This window comes from Arthrobacter sp. KNU-44 (assembly GCF_051843155.1).
GTDB lineage: Bacteria > Actinomycetota > Actinomycetes > Actinomycetales > Micrococcaceae > Arthrobacter.
In genome coordinates, this window is sequence record NZ_JBPXNG010000002.1 from 2992639 (window position 1) to 3010196 (window position 17558).

The 17558-nt window shown below is 58.4% G+C and carries 15 protein-coding genes; 6 read left to right on the forward strand and 9 right to left on the reverse strand.

Going from position 1 to position 17558, the window contains the following annotated elements:
- Positions 1 to 269 precede the first annotated feature (269 nt).
- A complete protein-coding gene (locus tag ACSVHC_RS15050) occupies positions 270 to 398 on the forward strand; it encodes a hypothetical protein (RefSeq protein ID WP_437771244.1) in 129 nt (42 codons plus the stop codon).
- A 47-nt stretch (positions 399 to 445) separates the two neighbouring features.
- Here ACSVHC_RS15050 and ACSVHC_RS15055 read toward each other — a convergent pair whose 3' ends face one another.
- A complete protein-coding gene (locus ACSVHC_RS15055; protein WP_437771243.1) occupies positions 446 to 1141 on the reverse strand; it encodes a glycoside hydrolase family 25 domain-containing protein in 696 nt (231 codons plus the stop codon).
- Positions 1142 to 1680: 539 nt separating this feature from the next.
- On the opposite strand from ACSVHC_RS15055, the gene galU reads away from it, so the two are divergent.
- Positions 1681 to 2571, forward strand: a complete 891-nt coding sequence (gene galU / locus ACSVHC_RS15060; RefSeq protein ID WP_437771242.1) for a UTP--glucose-1-phosphate uridylyltransferase GalU — start codon at positions 1681 to 1683, stop codon at positions 2569 to 2571.
- Here the strand turns inward: galU and ACSVHC_RS15065 are convergent.
- The 7 genes from ACSVHC_RS15065 to gmd all read right to left on the reverse strand — a co-directional run bounded on the left by ACSVHC_RS15065 (position 2568) and on the right by gmd (position 10991).
- Positions 2568 to 3170 carry an arsenate reductase/protein-tyrosine-phosphatase family protein gene (locus tag ACSVHC_RS15065; protein WP_437771241.1) on the reverse strand — a complete coding sequence of 201 codons (603 nt, stop codon included), beginning with the start codon at positions 3168 to 3170 and terminating at the stop codon, positions 2568 to 2570. The two genes, galU and ACSVHC_RS15065, sit on opposite strands and share 4 nt — an antisense overlap.
- A gap of 319 nt (positions 3171 to 3489) precedes the next feature.
- Entirely contained in the window at positions 3490 to 4089 is a 600-nt protein-coding gene (locus ACSVHC_RS15070) for an LPXTG cell wall anchor domain-containing protein (RefSeq protein ID WP_437771240.1), read from the reverse strand.
- 184 nt (positions 4090 to 4273) lie between these two features.
- The gene (locus ACSVHC_RS15075) at positions 4274 to 6160 is read right to left on the reverse strand and encodes a DUF4012 domain-containing protein (protein WP_437771239.1); all 1887 of its coding nucleotides are present in this window, start codon (positions 6158 to 6160) and stop codon (positions 4274 to 4276) included.
- A gap of 2 nt (positions 6161 to 6162) precedes the next feature.
- On the reverse strand, positions 6163 to 7476 hold the full coding sequence (locus tag ACSVHC_RS15080; protein WP_437771238.1) for a UDP-glucose dehydrogenase family protein: 1314 nt from the start codon (positions 7474 to 7476) through the stop codon (positions 6163 to 6165).
- 43 nt (positions 7477 to 7519) lie between these two features.
- Positions 7520 to 8950: a sugar transferase gene (locus ACSVHC_RS15085; protein ID WP_439181068.1), complete on the reverse strand. Its 1431-nt coding sequence runs from the start codon at positions 8948 to 8950 to the stop codon at positions 7520 to 7522.
- 38 nt (positions 8951 to 8988) lie between these two features.
- The gene (locus tag ACSVHC_RS15090) at positions 8989 to 9963 is read right to left on the reverse strand and encodes a GDP-L-fucose synthase family protein (protein ID WP_437771236.1); all 975 of its coding nucleotides are present in this window, start codon (positions 9961 to 9963) and stop codon (positions 8989 to 8991) included.
- Positions 9963 to 10991: a GDP-mannose 4,6-dehydratase gene (gene gmd, locus ACSVHC_RS15095; RefSeq protein ID WP_437771235.1), complete on the reverse strand. Its 1029-nt coding sequence runs from the start codon at positions 10989 to 10991 to the stop codon at positions 9963 to 9965. The genes ACSVHC_RS15090 and gmd overlap by 1 nt, the downstream gene beginning before the upstream one ends.
- A 331-nt stretch (positions 10992 to 11322) precedes the next feature.
- Here gmd and ACSVHC_RS15100 point away from each other — a divergent pair, with 331 nt between their 5' ends.
- From ACSVHC_RS15100 to ACSVHC_RS15115, 4 genes are all read left to right on the forward strand, one after another.
- Complete coding sequence (locus tag ACSVHC_RS15100) at positions 11323 to 12123, forward strand: WecB/TagA/CpsF family glycosyltransferase (protein ID WP_437771234.1); 801 nt, start codon at positions 11323 to 11325, stop codon at positions 12121 to 12123.
- An 86-nt stretch (positions 12124 to 12209) separates the two neighbouring features.
- Positions 12210 to 13238 carry a glycosyltransferase family 4 protein gene (locus tag ACSVHC_RS15105; RefSeq protein ID WP_437771233.1) on the forward strand — a complete coding sequence of 343 codons (1029 nt, stop codon included), beginning with the start codon at positions 12210 to 12212 and terminating at the stop codon, positions 13236 to 13238.
- Between the two features lie 85 nt (positions 13239 to 13323).
- On the forward strand, positions 13324 to 14412 hold the full coding sequence (locus tag ACSVHC_RS15110) for a glycosyltransferase family 4 protein (protein ID WP_437771232.1): 1089 nt from the start codon (positions 13324 to 13326) through the stop codon (positions 14410 to 14412).
- Between the two features lie 306 nt (positions 14413 to 14718).
- Positions 14719 to 15891 (forward strand): glycosyltransferase family 4 protein, encoded by a 1173-nt coding sequence (locus tag ACSVHC_RS15115; RefSeq protein WP_437771231.1) that lies wholly within the window; start codon positions 14719 to 14721, stop codon positions 15889 to 15891.
- 179 nt (positions 15892 to 16070) lie between these two features.
- On the opposite strand, the gene ACSVHC_RS15120 is transcribed toward ACSVHC_RS15115, so the two are convergent.
- Complete coding sequence (locus ACSVHC_RS15120) at positions 16071 to 17393, reverse strand: ISL3 family transposase (protein WP_439180634.1); 1323 nt, start codon at positions 17391 to 17393, stop codon at positions 16071 to 16073.
- Positions 17394 to 17558 lie beyond the last annotated feature (165 nt).

A 17558-nucleotide genomic window follows, 5' to 3' on the forward strand; every position in this document is an offset into this window, starting at 1 on the left:
GCGCGCGAACACGACCCGCCGAGGGCCATCGATGCTTTGCCTGCCGTAGGATCCAAATGTTCTGGAATAACTGCGACGCGATGAGTTGCACTGTTCCTCTTTGAATTAGGATCGGCGCCGGTCCTGTGCTGATCCTAACCAGCCGTTTCCACCTTTGGTCTGGATTCCGCAGAATTGAGTACCAAATCTGAATAATTGAGTACCAAAGCTGAGCAAATTGAGTGGTTCGCAGACTGCTCTCTGTGAGTCGGCGTGCTTCGCCTGGGAGCATGGGTAAGCAGCTGGCCGACGAGGAACAGATCGGCGTGCTGTGCATGGCGTGCATCGGCATCAACGCCTTCAATCGCCTGTCTATCCTGAGCGAGCACCCGGTGCGCAAGGCCCGTTCATCGTCGTGAAGCATGCGAAATGAAGGCGTGCGAACACGGCTGTCCGCTGTTCCCTTTCAGTTCAGAAAGGTCGCGTCGAAGGAGTCCAGGTCGACCACGACCCCGTTGAGGCTTTGGTTGAATTTCTGCTGGACGCCGATGCGCATCGTGGTTGGCGTATTCCAGCCTCCGTATTGGACCGGGGGCGGGGAGAGGTAGTTGGCCGTCCACCTGTTGTAGTTGATGTTGTGGGTGTTTGTGTCCCAGAGCGGGACGTCCGAGAACGCCGTGGTGTTGTTCATCAGCTGCGGCCACATCCCGGACCCTGAGTAGATCACGGGCCGAACACCCATGCCCTTAACCCCGTCGACCATAGCGCGCGTAATTTGAGGTCCGCCCGTTTCGGCGTCAAGAGCAAAGAACTGGAGCTGGGACGCGTAGGGTCCGGCCGCGTTGATCCCGCCTTGCCAGCAGTTGGGGTCCCGCGTGTATACAGCGATTTTCAGACCAGCGTCGAGGGCCATTTTCAGCTGGGTCTGGGTCCGGGACCAAGTGTTGCAGGTTCCCCATGCGGTGGAGTGCATGACATACAGCCGGAATCCGGCCTGATAGGCCTTCACGAACCAGTTGGGGTCCGTGATGGTGTTTGCAGTATCGAGGACTTTGACCGAGGGGTCCGCCGCATTTGCGGCGGGGGCAAAAGCAAGACTGAGGAGGATCAATAGGGCTGTTACGGCGGCGATGGCGTTTCTGGCAATGGTCCTGATGTTCACGGGGTGCTCCTAGCGCAGGCACGGATGAGTCCGACGCGATGATGTTGCGCAGGTTCCGGCCCCAGCCCCGGGTAGACGACAATGCGTCCTGCATCTGATGTGATGCGAACACCTAGGCTATGCCCGGGTTCCCACGGGCGGCAAGCATCCACGCAGATATTTCGCGCACCGCTTGCGGTCACCCTGGGCTTGTCACCGGCGTCCGAAGGCCATAACAAGGGCTACCAGTGCAGCACTCATTAGCACCGCTGCAACCCAGATCCACTGCTGTCCGTCCAAGTTCCCCCCGATCTCAGGTCTTGGCTCAGTCTCGGGCCGTCCGGCCTTCTGCGTCTCGGCTGGACACTTGTGCGCAAGACTACTCCGGGCGTCCAGCAACTGTCACCGGATTTCCGTAATCGGCTTCGGAATCCGTCGCGAAGGACGTAGGAGCATGACCCAGTGCGCAAGGCCCGCTGCTGACGACTTCCTGACCGGACACGCCGAAATCTTGCATCAGGGATTAGCGTTTTTGAAAATCCATTCGTAGGATTTGCCCTATGTCTATGGGGAAACTAGTTCGAAAAGCAGTTATTCCGGCAGCCGGCTTGGGCACGCGCTTCTTGCCTGCCACCAAGGCGATGCCGAAGGAAATGTTGCCGGTGGTGGATCAACCGGCCATCCAATACGTGGTTGAGGAGGCCGTAAGGGCCGGCCTCACCGACGTGCTGATGATCACCGGCCGCAACAAGCGCGCTCTTGAAGACCACTTCGACCGTGCACCTGATCTCGAACGCACTTTGAAGCTGAAAGGCGACGAAGCTCGCCTGGACGCCGTGCAGCATGCCTCCGGGCTTGGGCCTATCCACTATGTGCGGCAGGGCGAACCGAAGGGCTTGGGCCATGCCGTGCTCTGCGCCAAACAACATGTGGGTGACGAACCTTTCGCAGTCCTGTTGGGCGACGACCTGATCGACGAGAGCGAGGAGCTCCTGTCAACCATGATCGACGTTCAAGCGAAGACCGGCGGCTCGGTGATTGCCCTCATCGAAGTGGAGCCGTCGCAGATCAGCGCGTACGGCTGCGCCGACATTACATCCATCGCGGGGGAGGAATACGTCCGGGTCAACAGCCTTGTGGAGAAGCCTTCTGTTGAGGAGGCGCCGTCAAACTTGGCTGTCATTGGGCGCTACGTCCTGCACCCGGCCGTGTTCGATGTCCTCGAAGAGACGGGGCCTGGGCGCGGCGGCGAGATCCAGCTGACCGACGCCCTCCAGACCCTCGCAAAAGGCGAAGGCGAAGGTTCGGGTGTTTACGGGGTCGTCTTCCGCGGACGTCGCTACGACACCGGAGACAAGCTCAGCTACTTGAAGGCCGTCATCACGCTGGCGTCGGAGCGGGCCGAGTTCGGCGAAGACCTCAAAACCTGGATGAAGGAATTCCTCGGCTAGGAGTGCTGCATGCTTAGCCGGGCATAGCGCAGAATCCTGAGGATGGCCGGAGCCAGCTCGTCTTCCATCCGTAAATATGCCTCTGCACCCTGTTTGTAGGGGTCGGCGACGTCGTTGTCCGAGGAATTTGCCGCCAGGACGAGGTGACGCACGGAGGATGCCCGTGCCGGCAGTTCTCGCCAGAGTTGGGTGTAGTCAGAGCCCGACGGCGATGCGTCGCCTCGTTCTTCAAGGGCCGTCACCATCCGCGCGAACTCGCGGATGGTGAACGTCCGTTTGAGCAGGGAGGCGTCCAGCTGCAGAACTTCCCCGCGGTGGTGGGCCGCCATGGTGAGTACCAGGTCCGATTCCCTCAGGATTTTTGAGGTGAGCTGGCGCGCGGCAAAGTCGTCGGGTGTTCCGCCGTAGGTGCGGATGATGTCCGCTGACAGCGGCTGGATGGGGCTACCCACCATGGCGCGGGTGCCGGCACTGCGGACTGCGAAGCCGCCGGGGAGGACCTGGTCCAGGCCTGCCTGAAGCAATCGTTCGGCTACGGGAGAGCGGCAGATGTTGCCGGTGCAAACGGTCAGTAACCGAATGGGTTGGGGCGATTCCAAAGGTATTGCTCTTTCACTAGCAGGCAGGCGCGCGTGACACCTGTGTTTTACAAGTTAACACGAGAGTCATAATCATGTGTGCCGCATGAGTGCAAAAGCAGCCACACCGAAGGAAACCGCGGTCAGCAGGATCAGAAAAATGATCGGCCAGGCCTGACTCGGAATCGCTGGAATTCGTGGAATCACTGGCAACTCCACCCTGAAGCTCAGCCGCTTGCGGCGTCGCCAATGTCTCCCCATGTTCATAAATTACCGTATGCGCAAACAAGGAGGGGTTGTTTCCGGATCACCGGAAACAACCCCTCCTATTGATTAGCGTTTAGGCTGTTGCTGCGGTTTCGTTCTTTGCGCGGCGGCGGGCCACCACGACGGAGACGGTGCCGGCTGCGAGCGCGCCAGCGCCAACCAAGCCCCACAGAACCAGGCTGGAGTCGACGCCGGTGTTAGCCAGGCCGGTACCACCGGTGTTGGACAGGCCCGCGCCCGAAGCCGCGGCAGCCTTGACTGTCACCACTGCAGTGACCTTGTGCCCGGAGGTAACGCCGGTCGCTGTAAGGGTGAAGGTTCCGGTTGCGTTGAGAGTCAGCGGCAGCGAGAACCTGCCGCTGCTGTTGGCTTTCGTTGCGAATGTCTGCACTGCCAAGGTGATCTTGGCAGGTACTGCTGCGCCGACTCGGCCGGAGACGCCTCCACCGCTTGCCTGAGGTCCGCCCGTCTGCTCAACTTGGACGTTGATGCCTTCATTCGGCTGGAATCCGCCGCCGGAAAAGTTGAACTGTTGGCCGTTTTCAACGTTGCCATTGTCAACCTGTCCCTGCTCGCCCGAGCCCGGTGCCGGGTAATCCACGGCCATGGCTGGTGCCGAAGCGCCAAGAGCGATGGTGCTGGCAAGCGCGAGCACTGCAAGTGATTTCTTCAATTTGTCCCCCTGAGACCTTGATTCGTGCTTGAGAGTTGATACGCAATTCATTGTGATGACGTGATTCCATTCACCACGAGCACGTGAACTGAAATCTGTGACCCACCCCAGACAGAAAGCTACCATCATAAGGCTGCTTACCGCAAAGTAAATCCAAAGCTGTTACAAAGGGTTAACCTGCTGTCTATCCGGCAGCGCCGCAGTTTTCTGACTCCGTGGGAAGAACCACTTTGTCTACGGATTGAATGGTTGGCGTCGCCACTAGTTCCGGCTGGCTGTGCTGCACGATCTTTCCGAATGTGAATTCCACCGTGCTGCTCTGGCCTGGTGCCAGACGCACGGTGAAGCTGCCAACAGGCCTATCGTCGTGCTGCTGCGCGCCGAAGGGGACGATCTTCCCGTCCAAGGTGGCGGTTTCAATACGCGACTGGGAAGGTCCGTAGGCGATCACGTTGCTTTGGGCAGTGCCGGCCGGCACCCCAAAACCTCCGCCGCCGGTGACGTAGGCGGGCAACGAGATGGCTGCATCGGCCGGAGCGGTGTTCGTGCTGGTGATTCGAACCTTGACGGTTCCGTACCCGTCGGCAGCCGTGCACTGCTTGATGAGCTGTACGGTGCGTGTCACGTAGTAGTCCATTTTAGCGCCGGTGCCGTCGTTGAAGTAAGCGCCGAACTGCGCTGCGGGCACGCTCGGGCCCGAAATGGAACCACTCAGCGGGTATTTGCCAAGGACGGACTGCTCGCCAGTGTCCGCCGACCACAGGAGAACTCTGTGCTCGTCCACGCCTTTCGCAACGCCTGCCAGGAGGCTTTTCGCATCGCCCTTGCCGGAGGAAAGGGCGCCGAAGATTTCTTTAGCCACCATTCCAAAGTAGACGTCTTGCGCTGATGGCTGCTGGATTTGGGCGTAGACATCTGAGAGTAGAGTTTTCACCACGTTCTTGCCCGTGAGCTGGTTCGGCAGTTTGCCTGCGGTCAGCGCCAGCACCTGCGGGTCTTGCAGGCTGACCGGTCCTGTTGCGTCCAGGATGTAACCAAGTGCCACGGGGTCGATCGAGATGGCCCCATCTAGCCGTTCGCCTTTTTTCCGCTCCCACATCTTCAACGCGGTGGTGGCGGCGGTGGGGAAGTCCGGAGTGAAGTTGACATCCTGCATGAACATCCCAAGACGTGAACTGTAAATGCGTTGTTGCTCGTCGTCTACGGAAACCGGCGGGTCGAACAAGCCGAGTTCGTTGGCACTTGACTCAGCGGAAAGACTGAGTTTGCCCCTGTCCGCGGTAAGGACCACTAGGGCGCCAGGTATGCCTCCGCTAGCGCGGGCCTCAGCATTGTTCTGGACAAGGAGCAAATAATGCCGTGGCTTGTCGGAACCCAACATGGCTGGGGCCAGTCCCGCGGCATCGGAGGCGGTGTTCAGCTCATCTACGACAGAGCCGAGTTGTTGTTTGGCCTGCGTCAGCGGTCCGGCAACCTGAGGGAGCAGACCGCTAGCGTCGATCCCGTTCAGACGTTCGGCCGAAGCGCGCACAGCGTGCGCAGCGGACGCTATCGCGGGGGCCGACTTGCGGATCGGCTCCAGATCCGTGCCGCTACTGCTTGGCACTAGCTTGTCCCAGTTGAGGGAGCCATAGACCTTCACCAAAGGGGCGACTCCAAGTGTGGCTAGGTCGTCTGCCGAGCGAGCAATTTCGGCGGTCGCGGAGAAGTTCGCCCCCAGCCAGGGAGCCGCTGCGGCCACCGACCACAGAGGATCGGAGGCTGCCTCCCGCGCAGTGGCGGTATGGCGTCGGAGTTCGTCGACAACCGAGGTAGCATCCCCCGGACGGTTTTGGAGGATGCTTTCCTTGAGCTTAGGCACCAGCTGGGTTGAAGCCTCAAGCTCTGTCTTGATAGTGGAGGCTTTTGCATCGAGCCACAGCATCGCAACTCCGGCGATCACAGCGAGGGCGGCAATACATATTCCGGCAGTCAGCAGGCGACGGCGTCGATTGCCTAGGTGGTTTTCCCGGCCGGTTAGGCGCGACTCTGATTCTTGCGGGATGATCTTGGATTGTTGGGTGTGTTTCACGCTTAGGGCCTTCCGAGTCCGCGGTACTGCCAACCGGCGGCACGCCATTTGGCAGCGTCAAGGACGTTTCGTCCGTCCAAGATCCGGAGCCCGGAAACACCGCTGCTTACTTCAAAGGGGTCGAGCTCTTTGTATTGCTGCCATTCGGTGAGCAGGAGTAGTGTGTCCGCTCCGGCCATTGCCGTATCCAGGTCCGCCTCATACCGCAGTTCAGGGAATCGCCTGGCCGCGTTTTCCAAGGCCTTCGGGTCGGTGACTGTCACAACGGCCCCCTGAAGTTGAAGCTGGACGGCGATGCTGAGCGCAGGCGAGTCTCGAACGTCGTCGCTTTCGGGTTTGAATGCGGCACCGAGCACCGTGATGCGGTGTCCCAGCAAGCTTCCCCCGCAAAGTTCGCGGCAGAGCTCCACAACCCGGGTGCGGCGCCGCATATTGATCGAGTCCACTTCCCGCAGGAAAGTCAAGGCTTGATCCGCTCCGAGTTCCCCCGCCCTGGCCATAAATGCCCGGATGTCCTTGGGGAGGCATCCACCGCCAAAACCGATTCCGGCATCGAGGAATTTGCGTCCGATTCTGTCGTCCATTCCGATGGCATCGGCCAGTCGGGTGACGTCTGCACCTGCCGCCTCGCACACCTCGGCCATGGCATTGATGAAGGAGATCTTGGTAGCCAGGAACGAGTTGGCTGCGGCTTTGACCAGTTCGGCAGTCGGATGATCGGTGACCAAACGGGGGGTGCCCGCGGAGAGGGGGGCAGCGTAGACCTCGTCCAAAACCGACACCGCGGTGTGATCCTCCGAACCGTCCGCGACGCCATAGACCAAACGGTCTGGGGAAAGGGTGTCTGTGACGGCGTGGCCTTCGCGCAGGAACTCAGGATTCCATACGAGGTGGGCTTCGGGTTCATGTTGGGCGAGGATTCTGAGCAGACGGGTGGCAGTTCCGACCGGGACGGTGGACTTTCCGACCACTACATCGCCTGGGGCAATGTAGGGAAGGAGCGCATTCATAGCGGCATCCACATGGCTGAGGTCCGCACCATTTTCGCCAACCTTCTGGGGCGTCCCCACGCAAATGAAGTGGACGCTGCTTCCCGCAGACTCGGCCATGTCAAGAGTGAATGACAGTCGGCCTGTTTCTTGGACGTCTTGGAGGAGTTCGTCCAAACCGGGCTCAAAGAACGGGGCACGGGCTGCGGAAAGTGCGATGACCTTCTGCTCGTTCACGTCGATCCCAACCACCTCATGGCCAAGCTTGGCCATGCAGGCAGCATGTACAGCCCCGAGGTAGCCGCAGCCGATTACTGAAATGCGCATTGTGGTGCCTTCCCCCAGAGGGTCGTTCCTGCATCACAGGTGATTAGTAAGCTCCATGGCCGTCGAGGACGGCCCTGGCGGTGCGAAGCAGAATGATGAGATCCCCTGCCAATGACCAATTTTCCACGTAGTAGAGGTCCAAACGGACGGAGTCTTGCCAAGAGAGATTGGATCGTCCGCTGACCTGCCACAGACCGGTCACACCTGGCTTCACCAAAAGCCGCCGCCGTACATCCCGTTCGTAGGCCTCAACCTCCCGGGGCAGGGGAGGCCTCGGGCCTACCAGGCTCATGGAACCAAACAGAACATTGAACAGCTGTGGAAGCTCGTCCAGGCTATACCTGCGAAGGAAACCCCCTGTGCGAGTTACGCGTGGATCGTTCCTGATTTTGAAGAGAACTCCGTTCCCTTCATTCCGGTGAGCAAGCTCAGCGAGCCTTGCCTCTGCGTCAGCCACCATGGTGCGGAATTTGAGCATCTTGAAGGGTGCGCCCTCGAACCCGACGCGTTCTTGCCGGAAGAGGATCGGACCAGGACTGTCGAGCTTCACCATTAGCGCCAGCATTGTCAACAGTGGTGAAGACAGAACAATCAGGCCAGCCGAGACTGCCACATCGAACAACCGTTTCGCGACGCGTTGACCGGCCTCAAGACTAGGCGTGGTGACGTGGATCAGCGGAAGTCCGGCCACCTGTTGTGTGTGGATGCGTGGTCCGGCAACGTCGGTGAGGGCGGGTGCCAGAATGAGCGCGATGTTGCGGTCGGCCAATTCCCAACCAAGCTGGCGTAGTGTTCTCGGATTGAGTTGCATCCCAACTGTGACGGCGACGGCATCAGCCGCGCACCGTTCGATCGCGTTAAGGATCGCGTGGGTCGTGGGCTCATGCCCAAGTACCGGAAGCCCGATGTTGGCAAGCTCTTGAGAGAGGGAGGAGTCGCCTGTGGTGTAAGCGCCGATGGGAGTGTAACCGGCGTGCTTCTCGCGGACCAGGGTCTCAGCGAGGTGGACGACTGCCCCAGGACTGCCCAGTAGCAGAAGTCGCGACATGCGCCGGCCTTTCTGCCTGTGGATGCTGAGGTGCTGCCGAAGTAGCCAACGCGCTAGAAGGAGACCTCCAAGGCCTGCAGGCAGGGCAATCCCGACGTATCCGCGGGCGGTGTCTACCCGGAAGACGTAGGAGAAGATGGCAACGAGACCAAATAGCCAAAGGGAAGCAGCTGCTACCCGCTTGTACTCGTCAGGTCCGGAGCCCAGGATGCGGCTCTGTCTGGTGTTCCAAGCCCCAAGCATGAGCCACCACGTAACGGCCAGGATTATCGACAATGAAACATAATCTTGTCCAGAAATTGAAACGCCCGAGTCCAGTCCGAACCGGATGCTGTAGGCCCCAGCAACAGCCCAGACGATCACCAAGGCGTCAACTATTCGGAGGGTACGCGAAGTCCGCGCCCTCCAGTTTGCCTCTTGACTCAAAGAGTCCCCCATTTCAACTTGAGCGCCGCTTGGACTTCTCAGTTACGGATTTCAGCCAGATTTGACCTGTACCAGTCCACCGTGGCCTTGATTCCATCTTCTAGACCAATGGAAGCAGACCATCCAGCTTTGGAGAGCTTGGAAACGTCCAGTAGTTTTCGTGGCGTGCCGTCAGGCTTTGAAGTGTCCCATTCGATGGCGCCGGAGAAACCGACGGACTTTGCCACAATCTCGGCCAGTTCCTTGATAGTCACGTCGGTCCCGGTTCCGACATTCACCTGTTCAGGGGCGTCGTAATTCTCCAGTAGATGAAGGCAAGCGGCGGCCATGTCGTCAACGTGTAGGAATTCACGCCTTGGCGACCCGGTGCCCCAGTTTGTGACCACGGGGGTATTGAACCTGGCCGCCTCGTCGTAGCGACGAATCAGCGCAGGCAGAACGTGTGAACCTTCAGGCGAGAAATTGTCGCCAGGCCCATAGAGGTTGGTGGGCATAGCTGATATCCATGGGAGTCCATACTGCCGGCGAACCGCCTGCACCTGCATGATGCCTGCGATTTTCGCGATCGCGTAGGCGTCATTGGTCGGTTCAAGGTGGCCCGTGAGTAGGGAATCTTCGCGAATTGGTTGTTCTGCGAATTTCGGATAGATACAGGATGACCCAAGGAAGAGGAGCCGTTCGACGTTGTGCTCGCGGGCCGCGTCCAGAACATTCACCTGGATCCGCAAATTGTCGCTGAGGAAGTCCACCGGATAGGTGTTGTTGGCGAGAATACCGCCCACTTTCGCTGCAGCCAAGATAACGTAGCGGGGCTCGTTCCTCGCAAAGAATTCGAAGACTGCGTCCCGGTCCTTGAGGTCCAGCTCAGCTGACGACTTGCCCACTAGCTGGTTGAAACCTTCGGTTTCCAGCTTGCGCCAAATAGCAGATCCCACCAAGCCGCGATGCCCAGCTACATAGAAGGTCGAGTCACGGTCGAGGTTGCCCGGCGTGAATGAGATGGGCTCGGACATCAGTTCTTCCAACTGTCGAGGTCGACTCCGTCGATCCAATCGTTGCCCGCGTGTTTCAAAGCCTCGATATCGGCGTCCACCATGATTCGAGCCAGTTCTGGGGTGTGGACCTTTGCCTTCCAACCAAGTTTCTCCTGTGCCTTCGAAGCATCACCCACCAGTGCGTCGACTTCGGTTGGGCGCAGATAGCGCTCGTCAAATCGCACGTGGTCTTCCCAATTCAGGCCAACGTGTTCAAATGAGATTTGGAGGAAGTCACGGACGGTGTAGTTACCTCCCGTTGCCAGAACAAAGTCGTCGGGTTCGTCAACTTGGAGCATGCGCCACATTCCCTCCACATACTCGGCTGCGTATCCCCAGTCGCGTACGGCGTCAAGGTTGCCCATGAAGAGGGTATCCTGTTTGCCAGCCTTGATGGCTGCCACAGCCCTGGTGATCTTCCGGGTTACGAAGGTTTCTCCGCGGCGGGGCGATTCGTGGTTGAAAAGAATGCCGTTGACGGCAAACATCCCATAGGCCTCACGGTAGTTCTTTGTCACCCAGTAGCTGTACACTTTTGCCGCGCCGTAAGGGGAACGAGGATAAAACGGAGTCTCTTCGTTCTGCGGAGGGGGCGTGGCGCCGAACATTTCCGAGGAAGACGCCTGGTAGAACTTCGTTTCGATACCAGACATTCGGACCGCCTCGAGCAGGCGAATGGTGCCGATACCGGTCGTGTCTCCAGTGTGTTCAGGCTCGTCGAAGGAGACCCGGACGTGCGACTGCGCAGCGAGGTTATAGACCTCGTCGGGTCGGATTTGGGCAAGCAGGGTCACAAGGCGTGCGCCATCGCTGAGGTCACCATAGTGGAGAAAGAGTTTCGCTTTGGCGTCGTGCGGGTCCACATACAAGTGGTCTATCCGTGCCGTATTGAAGGTTGATGCTCGCCGGATAAGGCCATGTACTTCGTAGCCCTTAGCCAACAAGAGTTCGGCAAGATAAGACCCATCCTGACCTGTTATCCCAGTGATAAGCGCGCGCTTGGTCATAATGCCCCCATGATGTGAAGTTAAGAGTCGTCTGTTGCTGGCTGCCACCGGTGCAGACCGGATTGCGTTGCCAAGCTAGGTTCGACAACATGGTAGCGCTGATATCTATTCGGGGCGGCATTGTTTCACCGTGGGCGTCGTGTCGTCCAGGGGTCTTAGCAGAGGCCTATACTCGGTGGTGCGATTGAGTTGCGGTAGGCCAGTTGTGCTCTGTCAACACGGCATACCTTCGCTGGAGCCGGCCTGAAAGCCGGGGTCCGGTCTTCTTCTCTTTGAATCCACAATCGCGCTTTTGACGGATGGCTCCAAGAGTCAACGAATGGGGATAGTCATGAGTAGGTACAAGCAAGAACACGAAGAGGAACTGAACGGTGAGCGCCGAACTGTCGGCTCCTTGAGCTTCATGGTCATGGGTCCAGCTGAGGCGGCTTTGTTTGTTTCGAAACTTGCGAAATCCGTTCATGGGTTAGGACGCGGATTTCATATCCACTTGGCGAACGCATACACCGTTTCATTAGCGGAAAACGATGCCTACTTCCAGTCCGTTTTGAGTGGAGATGCGATAAATTTTGCTGATGGCAAGCCAATTTCCGTGGTATCCAACGCGTTGGGTCATGACCCTGCCCTTCAACAGGTTCGCGGACCGGATCTATTTGAAAATGTAATGGGCGAGGGGCTGGTATACGGTGTCAAGCATTTTCTACTCGGGTCCACTCCGGCGGTCTTGGAAGCATTGGAAGCTGCCCTAATCGTGCGTTACGGTGGACTCAGCATTGTAGGGAAAGAAAGCCCGCCTTTTCGTGCTTTGTCGCAGGCGGAATATGCGGAGCAGGATCGTCGCGTTCTTGAGTCCGGAGCAGAGATCGTTTGGGTTGGTCTTGGAACTCCCAAGCAGGATTTTGAGGCTAAACGATTAGCTGAGCGAATGCCGGTGGTCGCCGTGGCGATCGGGGCGGCGTTTGATTTCTCGGCGGGAACGCTCGTGGCTGCACCGCAGTGGGTTCGAAAGATGGGGCTGGAATGGCTTCACCGACTCATCAAAGAACCGCGGCGCCTGTGGAAGCGGTATCTTTTTGGTAACGTCAATTTTATCGTTTCCGTAGTACGGAATGCAGTCGGGGGAAAGTCGTGAACAAGATGCCTCGGATCGTTCCCGGCGGGGGTGACCATCTCCTGGTCATTAGTCAGTTACCTCCCCCCGTTCATGGATCTACGGTCATGACCGAGGTTTTCCTGAGGAGCCTTGGCGAACTTGAAATCGAATGGACGCTGGTTGATCGAAGGTTCAGTGCCAGCATAAACGCGGTCGGCAAGTTCACGCCGCGGAAGATCCTTTCGGCATTCGGTTTGGCGAACCGTTTGATAGGAGCCCTGCTTTCTAAGCGCCCCCGAACTGTGGTGTTTTTTTGCACAACGCGATCAATGTCGTTTGTCGTGGACTGGTTCCTTTCTGAAATACTCCGACTCGCGGGCGTCAAGACCGTTAATTACATTCACACCCAGGGCTACAAGGGTCTTGCCGAAAGAAATGTGCTCTTTTCGTGGATGACGCGACGGCTGCTGACCACTGCGTCAAAAACAGTTTGCCTTAGCCAATCTCTATATAATGATATTTCCCCTTGGGTGGCCCAAGATTCGGTGTGGTTTATCGCCAATACGCCAAGAGACGTCCCGGGGTTTCCGATTGTTCGTTCGACAAATCCGCGACATATAACTTTTCTCTCTAACCTTATCTCGGGCAAAGGCATTGACGTTTTCCTTGATATTGCGATAGCTCTGGCATCCAAATACCTTGATGTTGTTTTTGATATCGTGGGAGCTCCATCGGATAATGGTCAAATTCCTCAGTTGGAGAAAATGGTACATGACGCGGGTTTTGCGGATAGATTCAACTTTGCCGGACCAGTTCACGGCCCTGAAAAGTGGAAGTATTTGCAGAACTCGACTCTGCTGATTTTCCCGAGTCAACTTGTCGAGGCCCAGCCGCTGACTATCATTGAGGCCTTCGCCTCCGGGACGCCCGTCGTGGCGTTTGGCATCGGGGGGATTGTTGACTTGATCATAGATGGAAAGACTGGCGCTTTGGTCAAGGTCGGGTCGAATCAGGATATGTTGCGTTCCATTGAGGGACTGTTATCGGCGCCCGAGCTACTCGAAAGTTTGGGTCAGTGTGCACTTGATGAGTTTGATCGGCATTTTTCCGCGGACACCTACACAAAGCGATGGTCTGAGGTTTTGGCATCTTAACACGCTGCAGCTTGTCTGGCGGTCCGCTACGGATCAAGCGGCTGGCCATTGATTGCTTCGATGATAATCTGACCGAAGGATGATCATGATAAATGTGGCATTTGTCCTCAACATGCCAACGCCTTACAAGACCCCAGTATTCCAGCGACTCTCAGAGCGACCGGACATAAATCTCACACTCATCTACTGCAGCCACAGCGAACCTGATCGAGAATGGGTGCAGAGTCCGTCCGGCTTGTCGGAGATCTTCATTGATGAGCGCGTGGTTAATTGGCGTGGGCGGTACATCCATTTTGCGACGGGAGTCTGGAGGGAATTACGTCTCCTCCGACCGGACGTGGTGATCACCGGTGGATACAACCCGACGCACTTATTGGCTTTCCTCTATTGCTTATTGCGTGGCGCGCGACACATTTCCAATACCGACGGCGATTATCAGTCGGAGGCTCGATTGTCTGCTGTACACCGTGCAATACGGTGGGCGGTGAGCGTTCGAACGAAAGCCTACATCGGTCCGAGTGACAGTAGTTTGCGCCTATTCAAATCTTGGGGTGTTGATGGCAATCTGCTATTTAAGGCACCGCTATCGGTCGATAATGATGCTTTTGTCGGCGCCCGCGTGGGAAACCGCGAGTTCGATTTTCTGTTCTGTGGACGGCTTGCTGAAGTGAAGGATCCCCTCTTCGCATTGGCCGTCTCTGCTGGCGTGGCAGAAAAGCTCAATCGGAGAGTGAAAATCTTGGTTCTCGGAAGTGGGCCCCTCGCAGAGGCAGTGGATGCGATGGCTGACGAAACGCCAATGATTGAGGTTACGAGACCAGGCTTTGTTCAAGTGGGCGAGGTCGCACTTTGGTTTCAACGCAGTCGTTTGTTTCTCTTCCCAACGAATTGGGACCCTTGGGGACTCGTCGTGAACGAAGCGTGTGCAGCTGGTCTTCCGGTGCTCGCATCGCCCGAAGCCGGGGCGGCTCGAGAGTTGGTAAAGCATGGCGAAAATGGTTATGTCCTCCCGAAGGATACCCACCTGTGGGTGGAGGCAGCGGCTAGAGTATTGGGCGATGTCCAGCTGTGGAGTGCGATGTCAGAATATAGCAGAGAGATTGTGCGGAACTATACGTACGAGAGCTCCGCAGCTGGATATGAAGCAGCGATACGGTCAGCCATCGGGGTATAATGGCCAGGGCCGTTACCCCGTAAGGTTTCTGGCCCTCTGCAGATGCGCGTGGCTGGCGACCGCTGCGGCGTGGTGCCGCGGGAAAGAAGTCACAGTCTCTTTAATTGGTGGCGTCGATGCAACCAAGCCCAAAGGACGCGCTGAAGTGACGAACTCCATGACATGTTCATACGGTCGGTGGTGTGAGCGCTCAGACGCGCTGCTGAGTGTCGAGGGCATACTCATCCGATCAGTCAGGACGATCAGCGCTCTCTTGTTTTTGCGGGTCGAGCCCGACGGGAGCGCTCTATGCGTATCAGGAGAATAATGGCAGCCCCGAGCGTAGTAATACTCCAAGAATACGTGCCAAGGTATAGAGTTCCGTTCTTCTATCGCCTAATTGAACTGGGCGCCCAAAATGGAGTCGAAATTCGGGTTGCCGCGGGCGGAGCCAACAAAGGGCAGGGCAAGCGGCAGGATGGGGCGCTCGCAAAATTCGTTATCCCTATTTCTCAAAAGGAAATCAGGATTGGAAATTTTAGACTGGTCTTCCGACAAGTGGCTTCGATAATTGACTCGGCTGATCTTGTCATCATGGAACAAGCACGGCGGAACATTGACGCTTACTGGCTTCTTCTTTCGCCATGGCGGCGGCGAAAGATTTGCCTCTGGGGTCACGGCCGAGATTTCGTCACAACCCCATCTTGGTTTAAGAGGCGGGCCATGGCCAGGTTAACCCGCGCCGCAGACTGGTTCTTCGCTTATACGGAAGCCTCCCGAGATTCAGTCGTATCGATCGGCTATCCGCCCGCACGGGTGACCGTAGTCCAGAACTCAATTGATACCACGGACCTCGAGGAGTATGTTGCCCGTGTCTCATCAGCTCAAATCTCGGATTTTCGCGTCGAGAATCAGCTGGGCACCTTGAATGCCATTTTTGTTGGAGGTCTCGACGAGTCCAAAAGACTGCCTTTTCTGTTTGAGGCTTGTCGAAACGCTTATCGAATGAATGACGAGTTTCGTCTCCTCGTCGTGGGCAGCGGCTCCCTAAGCGGGACCGTTGAGAGGCTGGCGGAATCGGAGCCTTGGCTTCGATATTTAGGTCCGCTATTCGGAAAGGAGAAAGCCCTAGCGATGGCGGCTGCAGACGTGATCTACATGCCGGGCCGCGTAGGGCTCGTGGCAGTCGATAGTTTTGCTGCTGGTCGCCCTATTGTCACAACGGCGTGGCCTTGGCACGGCCCAGAGTTTGAATACTTAGAAAATGGCAAGACATGCGTCGTATCCGCTGATGACGCATTATCTTCTGCCGACGCATTGTTGAGCTTGATCACTGACAGGCAACGACTGCAACTGATGCAGGCCGCCTGCAGGTCGGCCAGCGGACGATTTACTACTGAAGAGATGGCGGCACGGTTCTTCAGAGGCATCCAACAGGCGTTGGCTTCCGGGAGTGCAGAGAACGACTCTCGTTGGCCGCATCGGGGAGATATTAGTTAGCGGATGAGGATTACGTGTCTTGATAGCTAAAGGGCTTGTTGCCCTGCCGTGATGGATGATCTCTACGCATTCATCAAGAGTCACCAGCTACGAATCGGGCTTACTTCCCCCGCCCCCATGCTGCCGCCGCTCTCTTCAATCTGCCCGACTACCGTGTCACCCATACCGGCTCTTCGCATTTAGGCATGGTTGGTTTGTTTGATCCGGTAGGGGCGGTGGCCTCCGGCGGCGAGTAGGCATCTGAGTCGGTAGTTGGTGAAGTTGCGGAAGCCGCGGGCGATTCTGCGGGTGGTTTCGATGACGCCGTTGATCGCTTCGGTGGGGCCGTTGGAGGCGCCGTGGGTGTCGAAGTAGGCCAGGATCGCCGTCTTCCATTGTTTGAGTGTCCGGCCCAGTCGTGAGACCTCGGGGATCGGGCAGGACGGGAACGAGGAGATCACCTCGTTGACGAGTTCCCTGCCCCGTTCGGGCCTGGCGTGGTAGATGTTCCGGAGCTTCTGGTAGCACTGCCAGGCCAGGGTGACTTCGTGGTGCGGGTCCCCGAGGGTGAGTTTCGCGTCGAGCCGGGCTGCCTGTTTGTCGGTGAGGTGTTCGGCCCCGATCTGCAGGGTCCGGCGGATCCCGTAGAGCGGGTCGCCCTTGCGGCCGCGGTGCCCGAGGGTTTCCTGCTGCACGCGGCGGCGGACCTCATCGACCATGGCCGATCCCAGTTTCACGACGTGGAACGCGTCCAGGACGGTGATGGCTTCGGGCAGTTCGTCGCGGATCGCGTTCGCGTAGCCGCGGAACGGATCCAGCGCGGCGGTCTTGATGCCGGCGGTGAATTCCTCGCCGCGGGCTTTGAGCCAGTCGGCGTAGGCCTTCCCGGACCGGCCCGGGACGAGGTCCAGCAACCTGGCGTGCACCACACCGTTCGCGTCGCGGGTGTGGTCCACGATTCCCGTGACCATCCCGGATCCGGGCGGGCCGGTATGGGACCAGACATGCTCATCGACTCCGAGCGCGTTCACCCCGGCCAGCCTGCCGGTCGCTGCGATCCGCCGGGCAGCCTCTGCCTTGATGGCGTCCCAGGCCGTGTGCCAGGAGACGCCGAGCTGGTGGGCCAGGGCGGAGACCGAGGTGTCGAAACGCTGCAGGCCGTCGGTCGCCCACGCAACGGCCCTGGCAGTGAGTTTTGCCCGGGGCCCGGCCAACTCATGCTCTTCGGTGAAGGTGGTTCTGGGGCAGTCGGGGTCCGGGCAGCGCCAGACACGTTTGGCCCACAGCAGCCGCACCGGCCGCCCGAAACACGGGGTGTCATGGAGCCGGACCTGCCGGCGGCCGTGCCCGACCGCGACGACACCGCAGTCCGGACAACCGCTAAGAGTTTCGGCTGTCTCTACGTGCAGAACCAGGCCGGTCCCGGCCGCCGTGACAGAGCAGACGTGGATACCGTCGACACCAAGAAGCGCGTCGGCCCGCTCGCACCAGCGACCGCCCGGGCAGGAAGTAGCATTGGGCATATCAGGGTCTCTTTTTTATTTGGAAGCTTGGTCGCTACCAATTCAAAGAGGCCCTGACCTCTCTCCTCCCGCACCACGCCGCAGCGGCATCAGGACACGCTCCTGCCCCCGGCGCCAGACGGCCCCAACCACGCTCATCTGCGAAGGGCCCCCATACCGAGGTCC

Bases quoted from the DNA above. Each gene is read 5' to 3' on its own strand.
- ACSVHC_RS15050 (WP_437771244.1), top strand. From the start codon at position 270: ATGGGTAAGCAGCTGGCCGACGAGGAACAGATCGGCGTGCTGTGCATG.
- galU (WP_437771242.1), top strand. From the start codon at position 1,681: ATGTCTATGGGGAAACTAGTTCGAAAAGCAGTTATTCCGGCAGCCGGC.
- ACSVHC_RS15080 (WP_437771238.1), bottom strand. From the start codon at position 7,476: ATGCGCATTTCAGTAATCGGCTGCGGCTACCTCGGGGCTGTACATGCT.
- ACSVHC_RS15090 (WP_437771236.1), bottom strand. From the start codon at position 9,963: ATGTCCGAGCCCATCTCATTCACGCCGGGCAACCTCGACCGTGACTCG.
- gmd (WP_437771235.1), bottom strand. From the start codon at position 10,991: ATGACCAAGCGCGCGCTTATCACTGGGATAACAGGTCAGGATGGGTCT.
- ACSVHC_RS15100 (WP_437771234.1), top strand. From the start codon at position 11,323: ATGAGTAGGTACAAGCAAGAACACGAAGAGGAACTGAACGGTGAGCGC.
- ACSVHC_RS15105 (WP_437771233.1), top strand. From the start codon at position 12,210: ATGACCGAGGTTTTCCTGAGGAGCCTTGGCGAACTTGAAATCGAATGG.
- ACSVHC_RS15110 (WP_437771232.1), top strand. From the start codon at position 13,324: ATGATAAATGTGGCATTTGTCCTCAACATGCCAACGCCTTACAAGACC.
- ACSVHC_RS15115 (WP_437771231.1), top strand. From the start codon at position 14,719: ATGGCAGCCCCGAGCGTAGTAATACTCCAAGAATACGTGCCAAGGTAT.
- ACSVHC_RS15120 (WP_439180634.1), bottom strand. From the start codon at position 17,393: ATGCCCAATGCTACTTCCTGCCCGGGCGGTCGCTGGTGCGAGCGGGCC.